Annotated in this window: 25 protein-coding genes; 6 read left to right on the top strand and 19 right to left on the bottom strand. The window is 64.6% G+C overall.

The annotated features are described in order from the left end of the window. The first annotated feature begins 133 nt into the window (after window positions 1–133). Window positions 134–1,381: an ergothioneine biosynthesis protein EgtB gene (egtB, locus tag AC1TQG_RS17365; protein ID WP_482138981.1), complete on the top strand. Its 1,248-nt coding sequence runs from the start codon at window positions 134–136 to the stop codon at window positions 1,379–1,381. Further along, on the top strand, window positions 1,378–2,337 hold the full coding sequence (gene egtD / locus AC1TQG_RS17360; RefSeq protein ID WP_482138980.1) for an L-histidine N(alpha)-methyltransferase: 960 nt from the start codon (window positions 1,378–1,380) through the stop codon (window positions 2,335–2,337). Before egtB ends, egtD begins: the two co-directional genes overlap by 4 nt. Here egtD and smc read toward each other — a convergent pair. The 10 genes from smc to rsmD form a co-directional block, all read right to left on the bottom strand. After that, complete coding sequence (gene smc / locus AC1TQG_RS17355) at window positions 2,322–5,963, bottom strand: chromosome segregation protein SMC (RefSeq protein ID WP_482138978.1); 3,642 nt, start codon at window positions 5,961–5,963, stop codon at window positions 2,322–2,324. The two genes, egtD and smc, sit on opposite strands and share 16 nt — an antisense overlap. Window positions 5,964–5,980: 17 nt before the next feature. After that, complete coding sequence (locus tag AC1TQG_RS17350; RefSeq protein WP_482138976.1) at window positions 5,981–6,271, bottom strand: acylphosphatase; 291 nt, start codon at window positions 6,269–6,271, stop codon at window positions 5,981–5,983. 45 nt (window positions 6,272–6,316) lie between these two features. Beyond that, window positions 6,317–6,763, bottom strand: a complete 447-nt coding sequence (locus AC1TQG_RS17345) for an OsmC family protein (RefSeq protein WP_482138974.1) — start codon at window positions 6,761–6,763, stop codon at window positions 6,317–6,319. Window positions 6,764–6,844: 81 nt separating this feature from the next. After that, on the bottom strand, window positions 6,845–7,489 hold the full coding sequence (locus AC1TQG_RS17340; protein WP_482138972.1) for a nitroreductase family protein: 645 nt from the start codon (window positions 7,487–7,489) through the stop codon (window positions 6,845–6,847). A gap of 40 nt (window positions 7,490–7,529) precedes the next feature. Beyond that, window positions 7,530–8,411, bottom strand: coding sequence for a bifunctional DNA-formamidopyrimidine glycosylase/DNA-(apurinic or apyrimidinic site) lyase (gene mutM / locus AC1TQG_RS17335; RefSeq protein ID WP_482138970.1), 882 nt, complete (start codon window positions 8,409–8,411; stop codon window positions 7,530–7,532). Beyond that, window positions 8,404–9,138 carry a ribonuclease III gene (gene rnc, locus AC1TQG_RS17330; RefSeq protein WP_482138968.1) on the bottom strand — a complete coding sequence of 245 codons (735 nt, stop codon included), beginning with the start codon at window positions 9,136–9,138 and terminating at the stop codon, window positions 8,404–8,406. Before rnc ends, mutM begins: the two co-directional genes overlap by 8 nt. Beyond that, on the bottom strand, window positions 9,135–9,770 hold the full coding sequence (locus tag AC1TQG_RS17325; RefSeq protein WP_482138966.1) for a YceD family protein: 636 nt from the start codon (window positions 9,768–9,770) through the stop codon (window positions 9,135–9,137). Before AC1TQG_RS17325 ends, rnc begins: the two co-directional genes overlap by 4 nt. A gap of 32 nt (window positions 9,771–9,802) precedes the next feature. After that, entirely contained in the window at window positions 9,803–10,576 is a 774-nt protein-coding gene (locus AC1TQG_RS17320; protein ID WP_482138964.1) for a DivIVA domain-containing protein, read from the bottom strand. A 228-nt stretch (window positions 10,577–10,804) separates the two neighbouring features. Then, on the bottom strand, window positions 10,805–11,287 hold the full coding sequence (coaD, locus tag AC1TQG_RS17315; RefSeq protein ID WP_482138962.1) for a pantetheine-phosphate adenylyltransferase: 483 nt from the start codon (window positions 11,285–11,287) through the stop codon (window positions 10,805–10,807). 35 nt (window positions 11,288–11,322) lie between these two features. Then, window positions 11,323–11,871: a 16S rRNA (guanine(966)-N(2))-methyltransferase RsmD gene (gene rsmD / locus AC1TQG_RS17310; protein WP_482138960.1), complete on the bottom strand. Its 549-nt coding sequence runs from the start codon at window positions 11,869–11,871 to the stop codon at window positions 11,323–11,325. Window positions 11,872–12,059: 188 nt separating this feature from the next. On the opposite strand from rsmD, the gene ectA reads away from it, so the two are divergent. From ectA to AC1TQG_RS17290, 4 genes are all read left to right on the top strand, one after another. Then, window positions 12,060–12,581, top strand: a complete 522-nt coding sequence (gene ectA, locus AC1TQG_RS17305) for a diaminobutyrate acetyltransferase (RefSeq protein WP_482138959.1) — start codon at window positions 12,060–12,062, stop codon at window positions 12,579–12,581. Between the two features lie 190 nt (window positions 12,582–12,771). Then, window positions 12,772–14,049, top strand: a complete 1,278-nt coding sequence (ectB, locus tag AC1TQG_RS17300) for a diaminobutyrate--2-oxoglutarate transaminase (RefSeq protein WP_482138957.1) — start codon at window positions 12,772–12,774, stop codon at window positions 14,047–14,049. A gap of 37 nt (window positions 14,050–14,086) precedes the next feature. Then, window positions 14,087–14,485 (top strand): ectoine synthase, encoded by a 399-nt coding sequence (locus tag AC1TQG_RS17295; protein WP_482138955.1) that lies wholly within the window; start codon window positions 14,087–14,089, stop codon window positions 14,483–14,485. 218 nt (window positions 14,486–14,703) lie between these two features. Then, the gene (locus AC1TQG_RS17290) at window positions 14,704–15,615 is read left to right on the top strand and encodes a Sir2 family NAD-dependent protein deacetylase (RefSeq protein WP_482138953.1); all 912 of its coding nucleotides are present in this window, start codon (window positions 14,704–14,706) and stop codon (window positions 15,613–15,615) included. On the opposite strand, the gene proB is transcribed toward AC1TQG_RS17290, so the two are convergent. The 9 genes from proB to folC all read right to left on the bottom strand — a co-directional run bounded on the left by proB (window position 15,588) and on the right by folC (window position 25,653). Then, entirely contained in the window at window positions 15,588–16,691 is a 1,104-nt protein-coding gene (gene proB, locus AC1TQG_RS17285; RefSeq protein WP_482138951.1) for a glutamate 5-kinase, read from the bottom strand. The genes AC1TQG_RS17290 and proB overlap by 28 nt on opposite strands. Continuing rightward, window positions 16,688–18,154, bottom strand: a complete 1,467-nt coding sequence (gene obgE / locus AC1TQG_RS17280) for a GTPase ObgE (RefSeq protein WP_482138949.1) — start codon at window positions 18,152–18,154, stop codon at window positions 16,688–16,690. Before obgE ends, proB begins: the two co-directional genes overlap by 4 nt. 103 nt (window positions 18,155–18,257) lie before the next feature. Then, on the bottom strand, window positions 18,258–18,521 hold the full coding sequence (rpmA, locus tag AC1TQG_RS17275; RefSeq protein WP_028463135.1) for a 50S ribosomal protein L27: 264 nt from the start codon (window positions 18,519–18,521) through the stop codon (window positions 18,258–18,260). Window positions 18,522–18,553: 32 nt separating this feature from the next. Beyond that, window positions 18,554–18,865 (bottom strand): 50S ribosomal protein L21, encoded by a 312-nt coding sequence (rplU, locus tag AC1TQG_RS17270; protein ID WP_482138947.1) that lies wholly within the window; start codon window positions 18,863–18,865, stop codon window positions 18,554–18,556. A 170-nt stretch (window positions 18,866–19,035) separates the two neighbouring features. Continuing rightward, complete coding sequence (locus AC1TQG_RS17265) at window positions 19,036–22,524, bottom strand: translation initiation factor IF-2 N-terminal domain-containing protein (RefSeq protein ID WP_482138945.1); 3,489 nt, start codon at window positions 22,522–22,524, stop codon at window positions 19,036–19,038. Window positions 22,525–22,867: 343 nt separating this feature from the next. After that, complete coding sequence (gene ndk, locus AC1TQG_RS17260) at window positions 22,868–23,281, bottom strand: nucleoside-diphosphate kinase (protein WP_482138943.1); 414 nt, start codon at window positions 23,279–23,281, stop codon at window positions 22,868–22,870. Between the two features lie 31 nt (window positions 23,282–23,312). Beyond that, window positions 23,313–23,708, bottom strand: a complete 396-nt coding sequence (locus tag AC1TQG_RS17255) for a hypothetical protein (protein WP_482138942.1) — start codon at window positions 23,706–23,708, stop codon at window positions 23,313–23,315. 146 nt (window positions 23,709–23,854) lie between these two features. After that, window positions 23,855–24,286 (bottom strand): DUF4233 domain-containing protein, encoded by a 432-nt coding sequence (locus tag AC1TQG_RS17250; protein ID WP_482138940.1) that lies wholly within the window; start codon window positions 24,284–24,286, stop codon window positions 23,855–23,857. Then, entirely contained in the window at window positions 24,283–25,653 is a 1,371-nt protein-coding gene (gene folC / locus AC1TQG_RS17245; RefSeq protein ID WP_482139877.1) for a bifunctional tetrahydrofolate synthase/dihydrofolate synthase, read from the bottom strand. Before folC ends, AC1TQG_RS17250 begins: the two co-directional genes overlap by 4 nt. Between the last annotated feature and the right edge of the window lie 14 nt (window positions 25,654–25,667).

Here is a 25,667-nt window from a genome sequence, read left to right as displayed (position 1 = left end):
GGATCTGAGCCGCACGTCCGGACACAGTCGAGGAACGTTCGCAACCGCACCGATGACCAGGATCTGGGCGTACGGTGATTGTCAGACCCTGCACCCATACTCGTTACGCCCTGACCACGACCAGGAGACGAACATGAGCATTTCGGTTGACCAGTCCGCTCTGACCACCAAATTCCTCGACGTGCGCGGGCTCACCGACCGTCTCACCGCAGCACTCTCCCCCGAAGACCAGACACCTCAGTCGATGCCGGACGCCAGCCCGACCAAATGGCACCGCGCGCACGTCAGCTGGTTTTTCGAGGAGTTCATTCTCCGCGACCTCCCCGGATACACCGTCTACGACGAATCGTTCCGCTACCTGTTCAACAGCTACTACGAGGCTGTCGGTGCCCGTCATCCCCGCCCGGAGCGTGGTCTGATCACCCGGCCCGGCACCCTGGAGATCACCCGCTACCGCGAGTACATCGACCGGGCCCTGGCCGCCGCCCTCACCGAAGACCGACTCGATGACGTGGCGATCGGACTGGTGGAACTGGGCTGCAACCACGAGCAACAGCACCAAGAACTAGTGCTGATGGATATCAAGCATCTGCTCTCCACCCATCCTTTCGGCCCGGTGTACGTCGATCGGGCGTCAGAGTCGAACGCGCGAAGTTCGACCGCGTCGGCCCCTCCCCTGCGCTGGCAATCGATGGCCGGTGGGCTGGTCGAGATCGGTGCCGACGATCGCGGGTTCAGCTACGACAACGAGGGTCCGCGCCACACCGTTTACCTACACGATTACGAGATCGCCAACCGGCAGGTCACCAACGGTGAATGGCTCGAGTTCATGGCCGACGACGGCTACCGGCGCAGCGAGTTCTGGTTGTCCGACGGCTGGGCCCGTATCCAGGAGACCGGATGGACCGCGCCGGGTTACTGGAGCAACGACGACGGGACCTGGACCACGTTCACGCTGTCCGGCCGTCGACCGGTGGTCTTCGACGAACCGGTTGCGCACGTCTCCTTTTACGAGGCCGACGCGTACGCCCGATGGGCGGGTGCCCGCCTACCGACGGAGTTCGAGTGGGAGAACGCCGCCGCCCTCACCGGCGGGCGCCGCGGCGGACTGCTCGATCCGAGGCGATGTCACCCTTCGATCGCCACGGAGGCGATGGTCGGCGACGTGTGGGAATGGACGTCGAGTGCCTATCTCCCGTATCCGGGGTTTGTCCCGGCCAACGGCGCCGTCGGTGAATACAACGGCAAGTTCATGAGTGATCAGCACGTCCTGCGCGGCGCAAGCGCTCTGACACCGCGCGGCCACGAGCGGATCACGTACCGCAATTTTTTCCCGGCGCCCTCTCGATGGGTGCTCAGCGGGCTGCGGCTGGCCCGATGACGGGGTCGAACACGTCTGTGAACCCGGATCTGGTCGCCGACGCGATGGTCGGCCTGTGGCAGGACCCGCCGGTCCTGCCTGCGAAGTGGTTGTACGACAAGCGCGGCAGCGAGCTGTTCGATGAGATCACCCGTCTGCCGGAGTACTACCCCACCCGCCGGGAGACCGAGATCCTGCGGACCCACAGCGTCGACATCACCCGGCAGTCGGGTGCCCGCACCATGATCGAACTCGGATCGGGGACGTCGGAGAAGACCCGTTTGTTGCTGCAGGCATTCACCGATCGCGGCGGCGCGTTCACCTATGTGCCCCTCGACGTGAGCATCGAGATGCTCACCTCGGCGTCCGAGCAGTTGGCCGCGGAGTTCCCGGCAATCGCGGTCGAACCTCTCCACGCCGATTTCGGGGATCCGGCACTGTCTCTGGCGCACCATGCCGGCCCGCGGATGGCGATCTTCTTGGGCGGCACCATCGGCAACCTCGACACCCGTGAACGCGCCGACTTCTTTCGGCGGATCTCCGGGGCGCTGCGCCCCGGGGACTTTTTCCTGCTCGGCGCCGACCTGATCAAGGATCCAGGCCGACTCATCGCCGCATACGACGATCGCGCAGGCGTGACCGCCGATTTCAATCGCAATGTGATCGAGGTGTTGCGGACCGGGTTGGCGGCACGAGGCCTGTACGCGGACGACTTCGATCACATCGCGAGGTGGAACCCCGCCGAACATCGGATCGAGATGTGGCTCCGCGCCCGTCGCGACATATCAGCCGAGTTCGGGACCATCGAGCGCAGCTGGGAATTACCCAAAGGTGCCGAGATCCTCACTGAGATCAGCACCAAGTTCGACCTCGACACCCTGCACGGCGAGCTCGCGGCCGCCGGCCTCGACCGCCACCACACCTGGACCGATCAGGCCGGAGACTTCGCAGTGCTGCTCAGTCAGGTCGCTGCCTGACCTGCTTCGACGGTCGGCGGCGCGCCCAGGTCTTGGCCCCGCATCCGCTGCGAGATCACCGTGGTGATGCCGTCGCCCTGCATGCTGACGCCGTAGAGGGCGTCGGCGACCTCCATGGTCGGCTTCTGGTGGGTGATGACGATCAATTGCGATTTTTCGCGCAGCTGCTCGAACAGAGTTATGAGCCGGCGCAGGTTGGTGTCGTCGAGCGCAGCTTCGACCTCGTCCATCACGTAGAAGGGTGACGGGCGAGCCCGGAAGATCGCCACCAGCATGGCAACCGCGGTCAGCGACTTCTCACCACCGGACAACAGCGACAGGCGTTTGACCTTCTTGCCGGGTGGACGGGCTTCCACCTCGATGCCGGTGGTGAGCATGTCCGACGGATTGGTCAGGACCAGACGTCCCTCACCTCCGGGGAACAAGGTCTTGAAAACCTCGACGAACTCGCGTTCGACGTCCGCGTAGGCCTCGGTGAACACCTGCAGGATCCGGTTGTCGACATCCTGCACCACGTCGAGCAGGTCTTGGCGCGCTTTTTTCACATCTTCGAGTTGCGTGGACAGGAAGTTGTAGCGCTCTTCCAGCGCGGCAAACTCTTCCAGCGCAAGCGGATTCACCTTGCCCAGAGTGTTCAGATCCTTTTGGGCCTTCTTGGCCCTGGCGGACTGGGTGGCACGGTCGAACGGGATCGGCGTCGGTGCGACCACCGTCTCGCCGCGCTCCTTGGCCTGGTTGTACTCGGCGATCTCCAGCTCCGTCGGCGGCAACGCGACCTCGGGCCCGTACTCGGCGATGAGATCGTCGGGACTGATCGCGAAGTCGTTCATGATCTGCTCTTCGAGCTGCTCGATCCGCAGCGACACCTGCGCCTTGGCCACCTCGTCGCGGTGCACCGCATCCTTCAACGAGGCGAGCTGCGCACCGACCTCCGCTGCGGTCTTTTTGACCACGTCGAGATGTTCGGTCCGGGTCGCGCGCTCACGCTCGAGTTCGTCGCGATACGACTGTGCCTGTGCCACAGCAATTTCCAGACGCGCGGCGATCAGTTTTCCCAACTCCAGCGCAACCTCTGCCACCTCCGCGGCGTGGGCGCGGGCCTTGTTCTGTCGTTCGGCACGTTCCCGCGCCTCCCGCTCGGCGCGCGCGGCCCGGCGCAGCGAATCGGCCTTGCCGCGAACCGAGGCCAAGCGCTCCTCGGCACTGCGCAAGACCAGTCGGGACTCCATCTCAACTGCTCGGGCCTCGGCGACCGCGGCAGCTGCCGCATCCCGCTCGGTGTCCGGCAGCTCACCGCCACCGCCGCGATCGGTGCTCTCGTCCCGGGCCATGTGCAACCGCTCCTCGGCGGCCGCGAGTGTGGCCATCGCCTCGGTGCGGCTGTCCTCGACACGGGCGCGTTGCGATGCCAGACGTGCCGATTCCTCTTGCGCCGCACGGGCCGCCTGACCGAGCCGGGCGAGTTGTTCGTAGATCGCACCGAGCTGCGCGTCCGATTCATGCAGCGCGGCGAGTGCCTGTTCGGCGGTATCACGGCAATCCGACTGCTGGGCCAGCGCGCCGGACAGTGCGGCCATCAGTTCTTCGCTGCGTCGACCGGCCTGCACCAGATCGTTGCGGGCGGCGTCGATCGCGGACTGCACCTCGATGGTGGACGGCCGCGCGCCGGTGCCGCCGCTACGCCATCCGGCACCGATCAAATCGCCGTCGAGCGTGACGATCCGCAGCGAACCAATATGCGGTACAACTTGTTTCGCATCCGCGACAACCAGTTCGGCCACCTCGACCGTGTCGGCGACGACGGTATACCCCAGCAAGAGTTCGACAGCACCGTGCAGCGCTTCGGGGACCGAGACCACCTCGAGCGCCCACCGCGCGCCTGCAGGCAGGGTCGCACTTCCGCGACCGGTCGCTTCGACACCTCCGATGAGCACCGAGGCGCGGCCGCCCTCGTTCTCCCGCAGCGCCGACAACGATGCGCGGGCCTTGGGCAGATCGGCGGTGGCCACCGCGTCGGCGGCCGGGCCGAGTGCCGCGGCGATGGCGGGTTCGAAGCCCTCCTCGACGCGCAACAGCGAGGACATCGGGCCGAGCAATTCGGACGAACGGTGCTCCATCAGCCAGGCACCACCGTCTTTGCGCTCCAGACCGACTGCCAATGCATCGATCCGGGCCCTGAGCGAGGTGACCCGTTGTTCGGCCGCACGTTCGGCGGCCTGTAGTTCGGCGACCCGCTCGTTGGCCTGGTTCAGCGCGGCGACGCTGCGCTCGTGGTGTTCGTCGAGGCCCAGTTCCGAGGCATCGAGGTCGGCCACCGTCGCCGACGCGGCATCGAACTCCTCGCCGGCCGATTCGGCGCGGGCCGCCGCGTTCTCGATGGCGGCACCGAGTCGGGCCGTTTCCGCGTCGATCGTCTCGACCTTGGTGCGCAGATTGTCGACCTGGCCTTCGAGTCGCGCCAATCCCTCACGCCGGTCGGCAACGGCCCGGACGGCCGCCATATGTGCACGTTGGGCTTCGGCAGCCTCTTCCTCCAGTTCGGCGAGGGCCTCCTTGGCGCCGTCGAGCTGCATTCCGGCCTCTTCGACGGATTCGGTGAGCGTGGTCTCCTCGGCGGCGGCGGCCTCTGCCTGACGATCGAGTTGTTCGGGATCACGACCCGAATCCGTCCGAACCGGCTCTGCCAGATAGCGGCTGCGTTCTGCAGCGATCCGGCAGGTCGCGCCGACCCGCTCGGTCAGCGCGGACAGGGCGAACCAGGCCTGGCCGGCCTCGTTGGCCGCCGGAACGATCTGTGCCAGCGACTTCTCGTTGTCGTCGACCTGGATCTGGAGTTCATCGAGCTGGGCGGCCAGCTCGTCCTGCTGCCTGCGGAGTTCGCTTTCGCTGGTCTGCTGCTCGGCGAGTTCGCTGCGGCGGATCACCAGGTCGTCTGCAGCAAGCCGGAGCCGGGCATCGCGGAGGTCTGCCTGGACCGTCTGCGCGCGGCGGGCGATCTCGGCCTGGCGACCGAGTGGTTTGAGCTGACGGCGCAGCTCCGAGGTCAGGTCGCCCAGCCGCGACAGGTTTGCCTGCATCGCGTCGAGCTTGCGGACCGCCTTTTCCCGGCGTTTGCGGTGTTTGAGCACACCGGCGGCCTCTTCGATGAAGGCTCGGCGTTCTTCTGGCCGGGATTCGAGGATCGAGGCGAGTCGTCCCTGTCCGACGATGACATGCATCTCACGGCCGATGCCGGAGTCACTGAGCAATTCCTGGACGTCCATCAACCGGCAGGAACTGCCGTTGATCTCGTATTCGCCGGCGCCGTCCCGGAACATCCGGCGTGTCACCGACACCTCGGAGTAGTCGATGGGCAGCGCACCATCGGAATTGTCGATGGTCAGCGTCACCTCGGCCCGACCCAGCGCGGCCCGGCCCGAGGTGCCGGCGAAGATGACGTCTTCCATCTTGCCGCCGCGCAATGCCTTGGCGCCCTGTTCGCCCATCACCCAGGTCAGGGCATCGACCACGTTTGATTTGCCGGACCCGTTGGGTCCGACGACGCAGGTGATACCTGGTTCAAATCGCAGGGTGGTTGCCGACGCGAAGGACTTGAATCCCTTGAGCGTCAAGCTCTTGAGGTGCACAGCGCCTCAGCCTACCGTCAGCGCTCGACAAATCCGGTCAGGTCTCCCCGTGGGGGTTCCCAATCGGTGACCACCGTGTCGACCTTTCCGGGGCTCTTCCCGGCGTCGATCAGGTCCAGGAGGCCCTGGCATGCTGTGCGCTCACCCTCGGCGGTGATCAGGACCCGACCATCGCTTTGATTCGACGCCGACCCCACCAGTCCCAATTCGAGCGCACGCGAGCGAGTCCACCATCGGAATCCGACACCCTGCACGTATCCGTGCACCCAGGCCCGCATCCGCACCACCTCGGATCCCGACTCCGTCATGACCTACTCCGTCCCGCCTGATCGGTTTCGCCTATTCGGTTTCGCCTATTCGGTTTCGACAGTCAGACCGACCTTGGTGCCGGCCTTCAGGGTGCGGCCGACGGTGCAGACCGCGTCAACGGCCCGTTCGACCACCACGAGCAGCCGCTGAGCTGCCTCGGGATCGAGTTCGGACAGGTCGACCTCGAGCACCTCGTCGAGCTGCGGATAGACCTCGTTCTCGCGGTCGGCGGCACCGCTGACCCGGATCGTGGCGTCGTAGTCGTCACCGAGGCGGCGTGAGAGCGGCTTGTCCGAACTCATTCCGGTACACGCCGCCAGGGCGATCTTGAGCAGCTCACCCGGCGTGAACACGCCCTCGACCCCGTCCGAGCCGATCAGGACTTCAGCGCCGCGACTGCTCTGGCCGGTGTACCGACGGGTTCCGGTGCGCTGTACCCACAACTCGGTGGTCGAGGGCGCGGCAGAGTTGATGGGTTCGGTTGCGGTCATGTCGATATTTAACACCTGCGGCCAGGCCGCAATTCCACGGGCGGGTCGCCCACAATGGCACCGCGGCCACACCCCGCGGTTTCACCAACGATTGATGTGCAGAACGTTCTCGAGTGGTTCCCGCGGCGCCGGTTTGAAGGTCTCACCGGTGAAGTAGGCAGTCGGGATCAGCGCGGCCTGGTGATATCCGGCGGGGATCCCCAACAACTCGGCAATCTCGGCTTCGCGCTGCAAATGCAATGTGGTCCAAGCGGTTCCGAGACCGCGGGCCCGTGCCGCGAGGGCGAAACTCCACACGCCCGGCAACAATGAACCCCACAGTCCGGCCTGGTTGCCCGCCGGTAGGTTCTTTCCGGCTTTGATGCAGGGGACGACGAGTACCGGAACCTCACCCATGTGTTCTCCGAGCCAGGCGACACTTCCGCCGATCCGGTGCTGCACGGTGGCCCGCTCGGGGTCGTCGGCAAAGAGTTTGGCCGCCGACTGATCCGAAGCCAGGTACTCGTCCACGAGTTCGCCGTAGATGCGACCTACTGTGGCCCGGATCTCGGGATCGGTGATGACCAGCCACTGCCACCCCTGCCGGTTCGACCCCGACGGTGCCTGCAGTGCGATCTCAAGACACTCCTTGATCAATTCCAGCGGTACCGGCCGGGTCAGGTCGAGCCGCTTGCGCACGGTCCTGGTGGTGGTGAGAAGTTCATCCGGTGTCAGTTCGAGGGTCATGACACGATCATGCCTGCCCGCTCATCGGATTGAGAACAGGCTAGCCCCGGGGTCTGATCTGGCAGCGAGGACAGCTGAACGAACTGCGGTTCATGAATTGCTCGCGACGCATGATCGCGCCGCATCGACGACAGGGTTCGCCTTCCCGCCCATACGCATTCAGGGACCGTTCGAAGTAACCGGATTGCCCATTGACGTTGACGTACAGGGCATCAAATGACGTTCCACCCTGTTCGAGGGCTTGCGCCATCACCTCTGCGGCGTTGTCCAGTACCGACCGCAACGCCTTTGCCGTGAGCTTGTCCGTGAGCCGCAGGCCGTGAACCCGACTGCGCCACAGGGCTTCATCGGCATAGATGTTGCCAACGCCCGACACGACGGTCTGGTCGAGTATCGCCCTCTTGATCTCGGTGTGCTTGCGTTTGAGCACCCGGACCACGGCATCCGGATCATATTCTGCGGCAAAGGGATCCGGCGCGATGTGCGCGATCGACGACGGGCCGAGGGTGGGATCACCGATCGTCGGGGCAGCGATCAGATCGTCGACCATCCAGCCACCGAATGTGCGCTGATCGACAAATCGCAGTTCGGTTCCGTTGTCGAGCGTGGCCCTGATCCGCAAGTGGACCTCATCGACGGCACCGGCCGGCTGAACCAGCATCTGCCCACTCATCCCGAGGTGCACAACAACTGCCAACGGATCTGCGCCGCCAAGTGGATCGGCTTCCAGCCACAGATATTTGCCGCGTCGGCGTGCGCCGGTGACGGTTGCGCCCGCGAGCATTCCGATCAGATCGAGCGCGCCACCGAGGTGTCTGCGAACCGCACGCGGATGCAGGACCTCGACCGAGGTGATGCGGCGGCCGACAACGTGATCGGCGAGGCCGCGGCGTACCACCTCGACCTCAGGCAGTTCAGGCATCTTCTCCTGTCCCGGAAATCGCTTTCCAGGCAGTCGATGCGGCCAACTGTTCGGCCTCTTTCTTGGTCTTCCCGACCCCGGAACCCAATGGTTCATCGCCGACGAGAACCGTCGCGGTGAACTCCTTGCAGTGGTCCGGACCGGTGGACGTGATCTGGTACACCGGCACCCCGAGAGCCTTTTCGGCCGTGAGCTCCTGCAACGACGTCTTCCAGTCGAGGCCTGCTCCCAGCGCTGCCGACCGGCTCAGCGCTGACGAGAAGAGTGCCAGCACGGTGGTGCGCGCGGTTTCCAGCCCCAGCTCGAGGTGGATGGCACCGATCAGTGCCTCCATACCGTCCGCCAGGATGCTCGCCTTGTCGCGGCCGCCGGTCATCTCTTCACCCTTGCCGAGGCGAAGGTGGGCCCCCAGACCTCCCGGACCCAGACCGCGCGCGACATCGGCCAGTGCGTGCATGTTGACCACGCTGGCGCGGATCTTTGCGAGTTCACCTTCGGCGCGATCGGGATGGGTGCGGTAAAGGTGTTCTGTGACAACAACACCGAGCACTGAGTCCCCGAGGAACTCGAGGCGCTCGTTGGTCGGGAGCCGACCGTGTTCATATGCGTAGGAGCGATGCGTCAGAGCCAGTTCCAACATTTCATCGGACAACGAAACGTTCACCGCTGCCAGCAGATCGCCATGATCGGCCGGAGCGTTCACACCTGACCCGACGGTTTCTGTCACTGTTTCGACTCTGGATCCTCGGCAAACTTTGCTGCCAAGCCGGCCCAGCGTGGGTCGATCTTGTCGTGGCGATGACCGGCTTCGGTCACTGCGAGCCGCACGCCACATTCGGGGCACAGACCCTGGCAGTCCTCGCTACACACCGGGGTCCCTGGCAGGTCGAGCGCAACCGCGTCGATGATCGCCTGTTCCAGATCGATCTTGTCGTCGGCGATGCGATGCATCTCGTCGGCGTCGGTCGTCGTATCGGTGGCGCTGTCCGGATAGACGTACAGCTCGGTCAGGAAGACGCTCACGGTGCCGGAGATGGGCTCCAGACAACGGACACACTGACCTTCGGTCTCGCCGCTCACGCAGCCGGTGACCAGAACGCCCTCGGAGACGGCCTCCAGGCGGAGGTCGAGATCCACATCACTGCCTGCCGGGATGGCGATCATATCCAGACCGATGCGCGGCCCATCGGTGATGGCCCGATGTACCTCCCGCATCGAACCGGCCCGTCTACCCAAACTACGGATGTCCAGGGAGAACGGGCCATCTACGGGATGGGATTGACGTATTGAACTGCCTTCGCGAGCTGACACAAGGAACCACGATACGCCTCGGATAGCCGCATTCGACAATCCCGACATAACCGGGATTCAGATCCGGTGTATGCGCTGGTTCAGACGGCCATTCCGGTACCGAAATCGCCGCGGCGGACGTGCTCTGCGTAGTCGTGCACGCCGGCACCGGTACGTAGTTGCTGGCGCCCACGATTCACCGAGCGGATCGTGCCGGTCAGCAATTCCTCGAACTCGGCCAGCTTGTTGTCGACGTAGACATCACATTCGCCGCGAAGACGATCGGACTCGGCATGCGCCGCGTCGATGATCCGCTCGGACTCGGAGCGAGCGGCCTGCACGACCTCGGTCTCGGAGACCAGTCGCTGCTGTTCGGCGATGCCCTCGGCGATGGAACGTTCGTAGTTGGCGTTGCCGGATTCGATCATCCGCTCGGCCTCGGCATGCGCCCGCCCGGTCACCGATTCGTATTCACGGCTCGCGGCAGCGGCCAAACGCTCGGACTCGGCGGTGGCATCGGCCAGCATCTGGCCGGAGTGCGACTGCGCCTCGGCGACCATGCGGTCGGCATGCGACTTCGCCTCGGCCAGGATCCGGTCGGCTTCCGCGCGCGCATGAGCCAGCGACGAATCCGCTTCGGCGGTTGCCTCCCCGACCATGGTGTCGGCATGCAGACGCGCATCGCCCAGCAGTTTGTCGCGCTGATCGAGCACATCCTGCGCGTCGTCGAGGTCGCCGGGAATGGCGTCCTTGACGTCGTCGAGCAGTTCCAACACGTCGCCCCGAGGAACAACGCAACCCGCCGTCATCGGAACACTGCGTGCTTCTTCGACGATCGCACCCAATTCGTCCAGCGCTTCGAATACCCGGTACACAGCTACCTCACTCCTCGCCGCAAACCCTGACGGTCGTGCCGGGTTGGCACGCACTCATCGTGTTGCGATCGGTGGTTTGTGTTATTTCTGTGACTAGTGTGCCCAATGTTGCGGCTGTGACGACGCAACCCAGGCCGGTGTGTCGGGGTCCAGAGTAGGCCGAATGCTCGACCGAAACCCCCGAGTGGTCGCCAAACACCGCGGCAACGAGGGACGACCACCGCGATCTCAGCGGCCGGAGGACAACTTTGCGAGCAGCTGTTCGTGCACGACGGGCGGCAAGAAGTCGCGGACCGATCCACCCAGTTTCGCCACTTCCTTCACCAGAGAGCTCGACACATGTGCCAGGCGGGGGTCCGTGAGCATGAACACGGTCTCGACGCCGGTGAGATCACGATTCATCTGCGCCATCGGTAGTTCGTACTCGAAGTCCACGGCACCGCGCAGGCCCTTCACGATGGTATCGAAACCCTGCTCGCGCACATGATCGACCAGCAATCCCTGCCAACTCTCGATGCGGACGTTCGGCAGGTGCGCGGTCACCTTCCGCAGCAATTCGAGCCTTTCGTCAACTGTGAAGAGGCCCTGCTTGTTCGGGTTGATCGTCACAGTGATGATCAACTCGTCGAATCGGGCCGCGGCACGTTCGAAGACATAAAGATGCCCCGAGGTGACGGGGTCGAACGATCCTGGACAGACGGCTCCGGACATGACAGCAAAGTTAGCAGCCCGCAGCACGCGTCCACTCAACCGAGTTCGGCCATTTCGATCCGGGTCTCCCCATACTTGCGGACCTCCGGATGGCCGAATACCTCTGGCCAGTCGGTGTCCGCACTGCGCACCGACCGTTCGAGCACCACCAGACCCCCGGGAGCCAGCGGCCCCGCGGCCAACAGGGTGAGCATCTCGGTGACCTGTTCGTCGGGTAGGTCATACGGAGGGTCGGCGAACGCCAGGTCTGCCACCGGCGCACCCGCACGCAGATGGTCGGCCACGCGCCTGCGGACGAGGCGGGCGCCGGACAGGCCCGAGGACGTGATGTTCCCACCGATCACTTTGGCGGCCTTGGCGTCGGATTCGACAAGAATCGCCGACGCGGCTCCGCGTGAGAGCGCTTCGAGGCCCAAGGCGCCTGATCCGGCAAAGAGGTCGAGGACCACGAGCCCGGAGAAGTCGATCCGATTGCTCAGGATATTGAAAACCGACTCACGTACCTGGTCGGTCGTCGGGCGGGTGCCGACGGCCGGAACCGTCAGGCGCCGACCGCGGGCAGCGCCTGCGATGATGCGGGTCATGGCGTCCATTCTCCCGTCACGGCAACGGACCCGGAAATCGGGGGATGCAGCGCAAACAGTTTCGGAAGACAAGATTTTGTGAGGCACCTCACAAACAGGTGGTGATCAGCCGTTTGTAGGGTGCTTTTCGCACCAATCTCGCTGGGTGGGTGACATCGATGTGACGCCTTGTTAACTTGAAATTCGATATGAGCCCAACTCAGATCAGCGCTACCCTAACCTCCGCGCCGGACGCGGTGGCATTTCGTTCACCAAAGGTTTCTGACGGAGTCCGGCTCTGGGAAATCGCCCGTGACTCAAAAGTTCTCGATCTGAACTCGAGTTACGCTTACGTTTTGTGGTGTCAGGATTTCGCCCAGACATCAGTTGTCGCCGAAGTCGACGGTGAAATCGTCGGTTTCGTGACAGGCTATCTACGTCCCGAATTGCCCGACGTCGTGATGGTCTGGCAAGTTGCCGTCGACGCCGACCAGCGGGGACTCGGATTGGCCGGAAAGATGTTGGCCCAGTTGATGGATCGACTCGAACCGCGCGGAATCACGACATTGCACACCACCATCAGTCCAGACAACGACGCCTCGCAAGCATTGTTCCAAGGTCTGGCCGATCGCCGTGAGATGAGCATCCGACGCGAAGATCTGTTCTCGGCCAACGATTTTCCGGACAATCACGAGCAAGAGGATCTGTACATCGTCGCACCGCGACGCTGACCCCCACGATCCATCCACCCGCCTCACAAGGCGGCCTACGGCGTAGCAAACGCCGCACACCAAGGCGGAAGCCGGGATCGACCCGCCCGCCAGTTCAGCCAGCACTCCCAGCTCAGTTCGAAACCGACCTGTTCTCCCTGACGCGTTCAGGTGAGAGAAACGGGCACTTTTCGCACCCATCGGAGGAAACATGACTGCCTCAATGCAAGAAACCTTTTCGGCCAACATCTTCGAGACCCGCGAGTCCGAGGTCCGCAGCTACAGCCGCGCATGGCCCGCGATCTTCACAAGCGCCAAGGGCGTTTGGGTCACCGACCGTGATGGCAACCAGTATCTCGATTTCTTCGGCGGCGCAGGCGCTTTGAACTACGGGCACAACAATCCCCTGCTGAAGGCCGCCCTGCTCGAGTACATTGAAAACGACGGCATCACCCACGGGCTGGACATGTCGACCACGGCCAAAGGTGAGTTCCTGCAGGCATTTCAGGACAAGATCCTGGTCCCCCGCGGACTCGACTACAAGGTCCAGTTCCCCGGCCCCACCGGCACGAACGCTGTCGAGAGTGCGCTGAAACTTGCCCGCAAGGTCACCGGACGAACGTCGATCATCAACTTCACCAATGCTTTTCACGGCATGACCCTCGGGGCCCTTTCCGTGACGGGCAACTCGATGAAGCGTGCCGGCGCAGGCATCCCGCTGGTGCATGCCACTCCCATGCCCTTCGACAACTACTTCGACGGCGTGGTCGAGGACTTCAGCTGGTTCGAGCGCGTCCTGGACGACTCGGGCAGTGGACTCAACCGTCCGGCCGCGGTCATCGTCGAAACCGTGCAGGGTGAGGGTGGCGTCAATGTCGCCCGCCCGGAATGGCTCCGGGCCTTGTCCGAGCTCTGTAAGCGTCGCGACATCCTGCTGATCGTCGACGACGTCCAGATGGGTTGCGGCCGTACCGGAGCGTTCTTCTCGTTCGAGGAGGCCGGCATCGTGCCCGACATCGTCACACTGTCGAAGTCGATCGGCGGTTACGGACTGCCGATGGCCCTGACACTGTTCAAGCCGCACCTCGATGTGTGGGCGCCCGGCGAGCACAACGGCACGTTCCGCGGCAACAACCCCGCGTTTGTCACCGCCACGAAGGCCATCGAGCATTATTGGTCCGACGACACCTTCGAGAAGGAGACGTTGGCCAAGGGCGAACGGATCCGTGATGCGTTCATCTCGCTGTGCAGCACGCACAAGGGCATCAGCACCCGCGGTCGCGGCATGGTCCAGGGTCTGGTGTTCGACGATGCCGACAAGGCCGCCAAGGTCTGCGCTCTCGCCTACGACCGTGGCCTGCTGGTCGAAACGGCAGGACCGTCCGATCAGGTTGTGAAGCTGCTGCCGCCGCTGACGATCACCAACGCCGAGCTCGATCAGGGTCTGGCAATTCTCGCCCAGGCGACCACAGACATTCTCTACTCCTGAGTTCTGACGAACTCCACTGCAACAGAAAGGTTTTCGAATGATTGTGCGCACGACGCAGGACATCACCGACACTGACCGCGACATCACCGCCGACAACGGGAACTGGCGCTCCAAGCGCATCGTTCTCGGCGGCGACCTGGTCGGCTTCTCGTTCCACGAGACCACCATCAAGGCCGGAACGGACAATGAGTTCCACTACGCCAACCATGTGGAAGCCGTCTGGTTGATCGAGGGCGAGGGAACACTTCTCGACCGAGAGACCGGCGAGAAGTATCCGCTCGGCCCCGGCTCGATGTATCTGCTCAACGGTAACGAGCGCCATACCGTCACCGCCGATACGCAGATGCGCATGCTGTGCGTCTTCAACCCGCCCGTCGTCGGCAATGAGACCCACGACGAGAACGGCGTCTACCCGCTGGTCGCCGTCGGCGCCTGACGCGGTTCGGCCACGCGCAGACCCGCCGCCTCCGGGACCTCGCCGGGTAGCGCTGTCTGGTGCACGTGCGATGCGCCAGTTGCCCGGAGGCTTCGGTGTCCTCGTCGGCCGGACCGGAGCAAGAAGAACTCGGCACCCCAGTGCATGGGGTGCCGAGTTTTGCGTTGGGGATATCGCACCGCGGCGGGCACACACAACCCACCGGTACCCTGGACGTCGTGCGAACCCGCCCGGTGCAGTGGGCACCTGCAGAGCCCACCGATCCCGACACCGACCTCCCTGCGCGGATGCAGCAACTCCGTCATCAGCTCGCAGGCAAGCGCGCACTCGTGCTGACCGGGGCCGGCATGTCGACCGATTCCGGTATCCCCGACTACCGCAGTCCGGATGCCCCGGCCCGGACGCCGATGACCATCGAGATGTTCCTGAGTTCGCCACAATTCCGCCGTCATTACTGGGCCCGCAATCACATCGGCTGGCGGCACATGGATGCCGCGCTCCCCAACGCCGGACACCGCGCGCTCGCCGCCCTGGAGCGAGACGGCCGGATCAGCGGCATCATCACCCAGAACGTGGACATGCTGCATCTCAAGGCCGGGAACCGGGCCGTGCTCGACCTCCACGGGAGCTACGGTCGAGTCCGCTGTCTGAGCTGCGCGCATGTGATGTCCCGCCATCGGCTCGCAGATCTGCTCGAACCACACAACGCCGGGTATGTCACCCGCATCCGTGGCCGGGGCGCCATCGAAGTGGCTCCGGATGCCGATGTCGTGGTCGCCGACACCGCCGACTTCATCATGGTCGACTGTCCGGCCTGTGGCGGAATCCTGAAACCCGACATCGTCTACTTCGGTGAAAGCGTGCCGAAAAGTATTGTCGAGCAAGGCTTTGCGATGGTCGACGACGCAGACGCGTTGCTGGTACTCGGATCTTCACTGACGGTGATGAGTGGTCTGCGTTTTGTTCGGCGGGCCTGGCGCAGCGGCACACCCATCTACATCGTCAACCGCGGGTCTACCCGCGGCGACGAGATTGCCACGCTCAAGATCGACGGCTCCTGCTCACAGGTACTCGAGGTGTTGAGCCAGGACCAGGACAACCTCTACAGCGCCACCAGATCGTCGGCATGAACCACCGGCCTGCGAAAGTCCGCAGGTAGGTCTGACGTTGATCTCCCGATCATCTGGGCCACTTCCCCGGCATCGTAGGCAACGACGCCCCGTGCCCGGGTCTGCCCGTTCTGATCCGCGAGATCCACCACATCACCGTTGTAGAAGCGCCCCTTGATGGCGACGATGCCCGCTGCCAGCAACGAATGCCGCGAGCGGGCGACAGCGCGTATCGCCCCGTCATCGAGGATCAGGCGACCGGTGGCCTCTGCGGCATGCCGAACCCAGAACTTGCGGGCCGAGAGGCGTTGGGGGCGCGGCGCGAACGCTGTACCCACCGAGGCATCGGTCAGTGCAGCGGATGCATCGGCCGCTGCCGCCAGCAAGACCGGGAGTCCGGCGTCAGCTGCCAACCGGGCCGCCGAGAGCTTTGAAGCCATCCCTCCGGTACCGAGTGCGCCACCGCTACCCGCGATGACACCGTCGAGGTCTTCGGGTCCGCCGACCTCGGGGATGAACGTGGCGTCCCCCTTACGTGGGTCACCGTCGTAGAGTCCGTCGACATCCGACAGCAGGACCAGGGCATCCGCCCCGGCCAGATGCGCCACCAGTGCGGCAAGCCGGTCGTTGTCGCCGAACCGGATCTCGTTGGTTGCGACGGTGTCGTTCTCGTTGACGATCGCCACCGCACCCAGCGAGCGCAACCGATCAAGTGTCCGTTGTGCATTGGCGTGGTGAGCGCGCAGCGAGACGTCATGCGCGGTCAGCAACACCTGCCCGACCGTCCGGCCGTAGCGGCCGAAGGACGTGTTCCAGGCGTGCGCCAGCGCGAGCTGACCGACGCTGGCGGCCGCCTGTTTGGTCGCCAGATCTTTGGGCCGAACCTTCAGACCCAGCGGCGCAATACCCGCACCGATGGCACCGGACGACACCACGATGACGTCCGATCCCGCGCGCATCCGCGCTTCGAGTGCGTCAGCAAGCGCGTCGAGCCGACCGACGTCCAGGCCCGTCGTCAACTCGGTGAGCGCGGACGAGCCGATCTTCACGACGATGCTGCGGGCACCGGTGATCTGTTGCCGGGTAACGCTGGTCACGACTCGTCCGGATCCTCGAGTTCCACTTCGAGGCCGCGGCGCAGGCGCCGGGCGATCTTACGGTCGGCGGCTCCGATCCGGTCGGGGCGGTCGAGTCGGATATCCGACCCACGACCACTCATCGGGAAGTCTTCGGCCACAGCAACTTGCGGCTCCCATTCGAACGAGACGTCGCCGATGGTGACGACGCATCCGGCCTCGGCACCCTGTTTGACCAGTTCCGCCTCCACACCGAGTCGACTGAGTCGGTCGGCGAGGTAGCCAACCGCCTCGTCGTTCCCGAACTGCGTCTGCTTGATCCAGCGCTCCGGCCGCGTACCGCGGACGATGAAGCCGCCGGGCTCGTCCGGATCGGCGATCACCGAGAATCCGTTGTCGTCGGTGGCGATCGGGCGGATCACCGGTCGACGGGCAACCGGCTTCGGGTTATCGATCCGGTACTGCCGCACCTGGTCGGCAAGTGCGTACGTGAGTTCTTTGAGGCCCTTGTGGGTGACAGCCGAGATCATGAAGACCGGCCAGCCACGCTGTTCGAGTTCAGGTTTGATCAACTCGGCGAGTTCAAGGGCATCGGGCACGTCGATCTTGTTGAGGATCACCACGCGCGGTCGGCTCGCGAGATCGCCGAGACCGGTGTCGGACTTCAGAACCGGCTGATAGGCGGCCAGTTCGGCTTCGAGCACATCGATGTCGGTGATCGGGTCACGACCGGGTTCGAGGGTCGCACAGTCGACCACGTGCGCGAGTACCGCGCAACGCTCGATGTGGCGTAGGAAATCGAGTCCGAGTCCGCGACCTTCCGAGGCGCCGGGGATCAGGCCCGGGACGTCGGCGATCGTGAAAATGTCCGAACCGCTGTTGACCACACCCAGGTTGGGTCGCAGCGTCGTGAACGGATAATCAGCGATCTTCGGCTTTGCTGACGAGAGCACCGAGACCAGCGACGACTTGCCTGCCGACGGGAAGCCGACCAGTCCGACGTCGGCGACCGACTTCAGTTCGAGCACCAGCTCGCGGATCTCACCCTCTTCACCGAGGAGGGCGAAGCCGGGGGCCTTGCGCGCCTTGGAGGCGAGCGAGGCGTTTCCGAGACCGCCACGTCCACCGGAGGCGGCGGCAAATGTAGTGCCCTCCCCCACGAGGTCGGCCAAGAGCTTGCCGTCGGGGCCGAGGACCATCGTGCCGTCCGGGACCGGCAAAATCAGCGGTTCGCCCTTTGCGCCATCGCGATTGGCACCGGCACCGGGTCGGCCGTTGCCTGCCTTGGCATGCGGGTGGAAGTGGAAGTCGAGCAACGTGTGGACCTGCGAGTCGACCACTAGGGTCACGTCGCCGCCGTTGCCACCGTTACCGCCGTCAGGACCACCGAGGGGCTTGAACTTCTCGCGATGAACAGAGGAGCAGCCGTGGCCGCCGTTGCCCGCGGTCGCGTGAATCGTCACGCGGTCAACAAATCTAGACATTTTTCACCTTGCGAGAGTTAGGAAATTTCTAAGGGGCGGACCGGATCGAGTGACCCTGCCCGCCCCTTAGGAGCTATAGCTTTGTGAAGCTGGCTGCGCCGGATCAGGCCTGCACAGGCTCCGGAACGATATTGACGGTCTTGCGGCCGCGCTTGGCACCGAACTCGACCGCACCTGCAGAGAGAGCGAACAGAGTGTCGTCGCCGCCACGTCCGACGTTGATGCCGGGGTGGAAGTGCGTGCCGCGCTGACGAACGATGATCTCGCCGGCGCTGACCTGCTGGCCACCGAAGCGCTTCACACCGAGTCGCTGGGCATTCGAATCGCGCCCGTTGCGCGAGCTGGATGCACCCTTCTTATGTGCCATGACTGTTCTCCTGAGAAGTGTGTGGGCTTGGTTTACTTGATACCGGTGACCTTGAGAACCGTCAGCTTCTGACGGTGCCCCTGGCGCTTGTGGTAGCCGGTCTTGTTCTTGAACTTGTGGATCTTGATCTTCGGACCCTTGACATGCTCGACGACCTCGGTTGTCACCGAGATCTTCGCCAGCTTGTCAGCGTCAGTGGTCAGATCAGCGCCGTTGACGACAAGCGTCACGGGCAGCGAGACGGTTTCACCGAGCTTGCTGTCAATCTTCTCGACCTTCACCAGATCGCCTTCAGCGACCTTGTACTGCTTACCGCCGGTCTTGACGATCGCGTACGTTGCCATCGGAGAGCTACCTCTAACTGTCTGTCGTGGTTCATTCGGGCTCTTGCCCGTTGCCGATCCGGCCGGGCGCTGCATCGGGCACAGCGCTATCCGTCCGCCGAATGGCGACTTTGCAAGGTTACGGGAGTCTGGCCGACCAGGTCAAACCAGCTCCCATATCGGGACGTCTTTCAATCTTCGACCGGCGGTCCTGCCGGTCGTCCGGCCGCACGGCGGCGCGGTTTGCGACGCACGGCAACCGCCGGTTCTGTGGTCGCTCCCACCGGACCCGACGTGGTGACGGGTGCGGCCGGAGCAGCTTCGACAACCACCGCAGGCTGCGACGGAGCCGAAGATACTGCAGGCTTGCGCCGTACCGCGCGCCGACGCTTGGGTGGCGTCGTGTGCCCGGTCGGTGCTTGTGCGGCATGCGACGAGGAGTCGTCGTCTGCCGCGGCCGTGGTGTCGACCTTCGTTGCCGGCACCAGGGTTTCGGCAACCGTGACATCCGTCACCGGGGGCTCATCGACCTTGTCTGCGGTGACAACGATCGATTTCGGCGCGCGCCTCGACCCTCTCTTCGCAACCTGGGGGGCAGCGATTTCCGGAGCCTTCGGCTCGGTCTGTGGTTCCGGAACCACAGCGGTGTCCTCGACCACCGGTGATTCCACCGCAGCCGACGACGTCACCGTGTCGTATGCACCCGAATCGGCTTGCGCGTCATGGGTTTCGGTATCGGTGTCCGGGTTATGACTCGCCATCGCCCGGAACATCGGATGTTCGGCCGGACTGTGGGCGGTCGGCTTCGTCTCGACGACCTGCGCGGCGACCGGCTGATCCGGCTTGCTGCCCCGACGATTTCGGCGCGGGCGCTTCGAATCACTGCCACCACGGCTCGAGTCGTCGCCGCCGTTGGATATCTCGACCGGGTTCGCGTGCACGATGATCCCACGACCATTGCAACAGGTACAGGTGGTCGAGAACGCCTCGAGCAGTCCGGTGCCCAGACGCTTACGCGTCATCTGCACCAGTCCGAGCGACGTCACCTCCGACACCTGGTGCCGGGTGCGATCCCGTCCCAGGGCCTCGGTGAGCCTGCGCAGCACCAGATCCCGATTCGATTCGAGGACCATGTCGATGAAGTCGACGACGATCATGCCGCCGATGTCACGCAACCGCATCTGCCGCACGATCTCCTCGGCGGCTTCCAGGTTGTTGCGGGTCACCGTCTCTTCGAGGTTTCCGCCGGAACCGGTGAACTTGCCGGTGTTGACGTCCACCACCGTCATGGCCTCGGTGTGCTCGATGATCAGCGTGCCGCCGGACGGCAGCCAGACCTTGCGGTCCAACGCCTTTGCCAGCTGCTCGTCGATTCGGTACACGTCGAAGACGTCGGGCGAGTCCGCATGCGGCTTTTCGAAACGCTCGACACGATCGAGGAGGTCAGGTGCGACGCCACGGACGTAGCCCTCGACCTCGTTCCAGGCGCCGTTACCCTCGACGATCAACTTCTTGAAGTCTTCGTTGAACAGGTCGCGGACAACCTTGACCAGCAAATCCGGCTCTTCGTACAGGGCCTGGGGTGCAGTCGACTTCGACTTGCTTGCCGCAGGCGTCGCGGCGTTGATGGTCTCCCACTGCTGCTGCAGACGCTCGATGTCGCGGGTCAGTTCGTCGGCAGCGACGCCCTCGGACGCGGTGCGGATGATCACGCCGGCGTCGTCGGGGACGATCTTGCCGAGGATCTGCTTCAGTCGCTTGCGCTCGGTGTCGGGCAGCTTGCGGCTGATCCCGGTCGATCCGCCACCGGGCACGTACACCAGGTAGCGACCGGCCAGAGAAATCTGAGTGGTCAGGCGTGCACCCTTGTGCCCCACCGGATCTTTGCTGACCTGCACCAGGACCGGGTCGCCGGGCCGAAGTGCCTGTTCGATCTTTCGCGAACCGCCATCGAGACCGGCGGCGTCCCAGTTGACCTCACCGGCGTAGAGAACACCGTTGCGGCCGCGACCGATGTCGACGAAGGCTGCTTCCATGCCGGGCAGGACGTTCTGTACCCGTCCGAGGTAGATGTTGCCGACCATCGACGACGAGTTCGAGGTGGTCACGAAGTGCTCCACCAGAACGCCGTCTTCCAGGACTGCGACCTGCGTGTAGTCACGGGTCGCCTGCGATGCGTCCGAGGACGAGTTGTCGCCGTGCGCCTCGTGGGTCACGGTCGCGGCAACACCGGAACGTTCCCGCACGACCATCACGCGATCAACCGATTCCCGGCGTGCCAGGAACTCGGACTCGCTCAGGATCGGCGGACGGCGACGACCGGCGTCACGACCGTCCCGGCGACGCTGACGCTTGGCCTCGAGCCGCGTCGAACCGGAAATACCCTGCACCTCATCGCGATCGCGGCTACGCGACTTGTTGCGGGGTTCGCGCTCGTGCACAACCGTATTCGGCGGATCGTCTGTGGTGGTGGTGTCATCACCCTCGCCACCCTCGCCACCCTTACGACGGCGACGACGACGGCGACGACGGTTGGCAGAACCCGCTTCGCCGGACTCGTCCGAGTCGTCGGAGTCCGACTCCTTCGACTCACCGGTCGCCCGGTCATCTGAGCCTTCCAGATCGTCTGCAGACGATTCCACTGCGGAATCGGCCTTGTCGTCGGCGGTGTCATCGTCGGAGCGCGAGGTCTCGGTACCGGATGCGGTCGTGGTCTGATCCGCCTCGGCGTCGACCCTGGGCTTCTTCGACCGGCTGCGCTTGCGGCGGTTACCGCTCCTGACCTCGGGCTTGTCCGAGTCGGTCTTCTCGTCCTCGGAGTCGGCAGCGTCAGAGGTCTCTGCATCCGATTCCTCTGTATCCGCCTCGGCAGCGGTGTGCGCGTCGGCACTGTCCTCGTCGGTTCCATCCGCCGATGCGATTTCACCGCGCCCGCGGCCACGTCCTCGACGGCCACGACGACGCCGGCGCGAGCCACCATCACCATCGTCGTCATCGGAATCAGTATCGGAGTCCGACTCATCCCGGTCCTGCTCTGATTGAGCAGCTGCGGCCGGTTCGGCGGACAAGAACAGCGGAGATCCGGCATGTTCGGCTGCCGACGTGGGCCGCTCCACTGCGGGACGCTCCAGTGCGGGTGCAGTGTCCTCATCGACCGCGGAGAACAGATTGAGCGGCTCGGCCGCTTTCTTGCGGGATGCCCGGGGCGCACGTACCCGCGCCTCGGGGGGCGCAGATTCGGCAACGGCGTCGGCTTCTACAGCCGCGACCTCGGGTTCGACGACCGGGACCTGTGCCTCGACAACCGGGGCGTCCGGTTCGGAAACCGGGGCCGCGGGCTCAGCGACCGGGGCCGCGGGCTCAGCGACCGGGACGTCAGCTGCCGGCGCCTGGGGTTCGGGCGCCGGGGTGGATGCGTCCGCGGTTTCGACCGCTACCTCAGAATCCGCCGGTTCGGCGCCTTCACCGGCAGCGATCTTGTCGCGAACAGCTATGGCTGTACTTCGCACGATGCTCGACTGGGGGCTGCGAGCTGCAATCCCCATGTCGGCCAGGTGCACCAGCACTTCGCGGCTACTCAGCCCCAGAAGTCTTGCCAGTGCATGCACTCGCATCTTGTGCGGAAACTCTTGCGCCGAACTGCTGTTGTTCAGTTCGTCCGGCGACTGCGTGTCGGCCACGTATTCTCCTCAAGCCCCCGGGCGCGGATAAACGCGGCCACGCGAGGGCTGTGCTATTTACCCGGACTCGGCCGGGATTGTTAGGTCTCGCTTCGCCCGGTGGATGTGGGACGTTCCCCGCACCCGCCGGCGATGCCTGGCGTGATGATTGACTTTCTCGAGCGCCACAATGTCCACGCCACGTCGCATGAGAATCCATGCGACCTGGGGACCGAGCATTCGATCTGATCATCTGGTGGTCGGCGCCCGACGGGCTCGACAACCTCTGCCAGTATCCCACACAACCCGGAGGTCGCGGCCAAGTCCTCCGAGTTCGTCGCGAACTCGGAGGACAGCCACACCATCAGCCGAGGTCAGGGAACCAAAGCGCGATTTCGCGCTCCGCGGAATCGGGCGAGTCCGACCCGTGGACGAGGTTGAACTGGGTGCTCAGTGCAAAGTCACCGCGGATCGTGCCGGGGACGGCCTTCTCCACAGGATCCGTGCCGCCGGCGATCTGCCGGAAAGCGGCAATCGCGCGGGGGCCCTCGAGGACCGCAGCCACCAGCGGCCCCGAGGTGATGAATTCGAGCAACGAGGGATAGAAGGGCTTGCCCTCGTGCTCGGCGTAGTGGCCCGCAGCGATGCCATCGCTGACGGTCTTGAGCTCCATCGCCACCAGCGACAGGCCTTTTCGCTCGATTCGGCCGATGATGTCGCCAACAAGTTGGCGGTTCACACCGTCGGGCTTGATCAGTACCAGAGTGCGTTCAGTCACTGAACAAGCCTAACCTGAGGCCCGCGCCGCCTTACGGCTGGCAGTACTCGCCGGTGACCGCGAAGAATCCGTAGCTGAAGACCCCACCGCCGGTGGGAGCCGGATCGACCACAACCTGCACACAACCACCCTGCGAGGCCAGTGCCTCATCCACGGCGCTGTCGAACCGCGCTGCCATGGCCAGGTTCGCGAGCTTGTATTCCTCGGGCACCGGGATCGATGAGACGAACTCCGGCAGGTTCATGTCGGCGGCGCGTTCGGTGAGTGCATGCGTGGCGATGTATCCCCATTGACTGCCACCGACCGGCATCGGCGAGCCGGCCTCGGCCGACGCCGCCCCGGTTCCCACGACCAACCCGGTGGCGATGCAGGCAACAGCACCGAGCGCGGCGAATACGGCAGGGACAAACTTCCGGGTACGCGACATAAAGAGCACAGACCTTTCGATCACAGGAGGCGGATTAGCCAGCAGACGATGTGTAGGCGATCTTGTCAGCGCCGACCGCTCGGCGACACCCCATATGCCCGCTTTTCAGGTCACGGTCCGGCAACGACGTCCCTGTGCCCGGACATTCAGCCTTCTATCGGTTCCTGGCCGTTCAGCTGCCCGCGTTCTATCCGCAATCGCACATCACGTTTGATATATGCGATGTACAACCACACGATCCCGAATACCACACCCACAACGCCGATGGACCAATGAATCGCCCAGCCGGCAATCGTGATGGCTTGCAGCGCAAGGTTGTACGGCAACGCCCAACTCCGGCCTTGCAGTCCGGAACCGAGGATCATGGCGAGCGTGAGCACGCCGAGGTAGAGGCTTGACCACAGTGTCAGTCCCCCACCGACCCGCCACACGATGGGAAAGGCCAGTGCGACGACGATGGCCTCGAGGATCAGGGTCCCGGCCATCACGCCACGAAAACCCCGCCACGGATCCACGCTCGGGGCGGTGAACCGCTGCGGAGCCGACCCCTGGGAGTCGGTGGAGTCGTTGTCGCTCATGCCGGATCCTTACCAAAAAGTGTGCGCGCGGCACCCGCGGTCACCACCGACCCGGTGATCACCACGCCTGTTCCCGACATCATTCCGCTGTCGTCGAGGCTTTCCTCGGCGAGCTCGATGGCGGCCTCGACCGCGTCGGGCAGGAAGCCATGGACCTTGACCCGCTCTTCGCCGAAGATCGAGATCGCCACCTCGGCGAGGAGTTCTGGATCCATCGCGCGCGGGGAACCGTTGTGCGTCAACACGATGACGTCGAAAATCGGTTCAAAGGCGCGCAGCAACCCGGCAACGTCCTTGTCTGCCATCGCGCTGACGACACCGATGAGGCGTCGGAAATCGAACTCCTCCGCAAGTGCCGTCGCCAGCGCTGCCGCCCCGTGCGGATTGTGCGCGGCGTCGAGGAAGACCGTCGGCGCCGAGCGCACGCGTTCGAGGCGGCCCGGATTGGTGACAGCGGCGAATCCGGCGCGGACAGCCTCGACATCGAGTTGCCGATCTGCTCCGGCGCCGAAGAACGCCTCCACCGCGGCCAGTGCCAGCACCGCATTCGACGCCTGATGGGCGCCGTGGAGCGGCAGGAAGACCTCGGGGTATTCGCCACCGAGACCCTGCAACGTCAGCAACTGCCCGCCGACGGCCGTGCGCCGTTCGAGCACCGCGAACTCCGAGCCCTCACGCGCGACAAACGAATCGGCCTCGACCGCCGCCCGCAACAACACGTCGGCGACCTCGGGTGTCTGCACCGCCAGGATCGTCACCGGATCGGTCGGCACCAGTGAATCCGGCGCCTTTTTGATGATGCCGGCCTTCTCCTCCGCGATCGCGGTGAGTGTGTCACCGAGAAAGTCGCTGTGGTCCAGTGCAATCGGCGTGATCACCGACACCGTGGCGTCGATGACATTGGTCGCGTCCCATCGCCCGCCCATCCCGGTCTCCACCACGGCAACCTCGACCGGCGCTTCGGCGAATGCGGTGTACGCCATCGCCGTGAGCACCTCGAACTTGCTCATCCGGGGGCCGTCCGCGGCAATCGACCGGTCATCGATCATGTCGATGTACGGCTCGAGTTCGCGATAGGTGTCCACATAGGTCCGCGGTGAGATCGGCAGACCGTCGATCGAGATCCGCTCGGTGGCCAATTGCAGGTGCGGGCTGGTGATCCGGCCGGTGCGCCGATGCAGTGCGGTGAGCAGCGCATCGATGATCCGCGACACCGACGTCTTGCCGTTGGTGCCTGCGATGTGAATCGACGGGTAGCCCTTCTGGGGCGAACCCAACAGATCCATCAACGCCGAGATCCGGGCCAGGGATGGTTCGATCCGGGTCTCCGGCCAGCGGGTGTCGAGCAGTGCCTCGACCTCGGCCATCTCGGCGAGGTCTT

It is taken from the genome of Williamsia sp. Y844, from assembly GCF_056786475.1.
The sequence above is the reverse complement of the archived record's forward strand: the minus strand, read 5'-3'. Positions and strand labels throughout refer to the sequence as shown.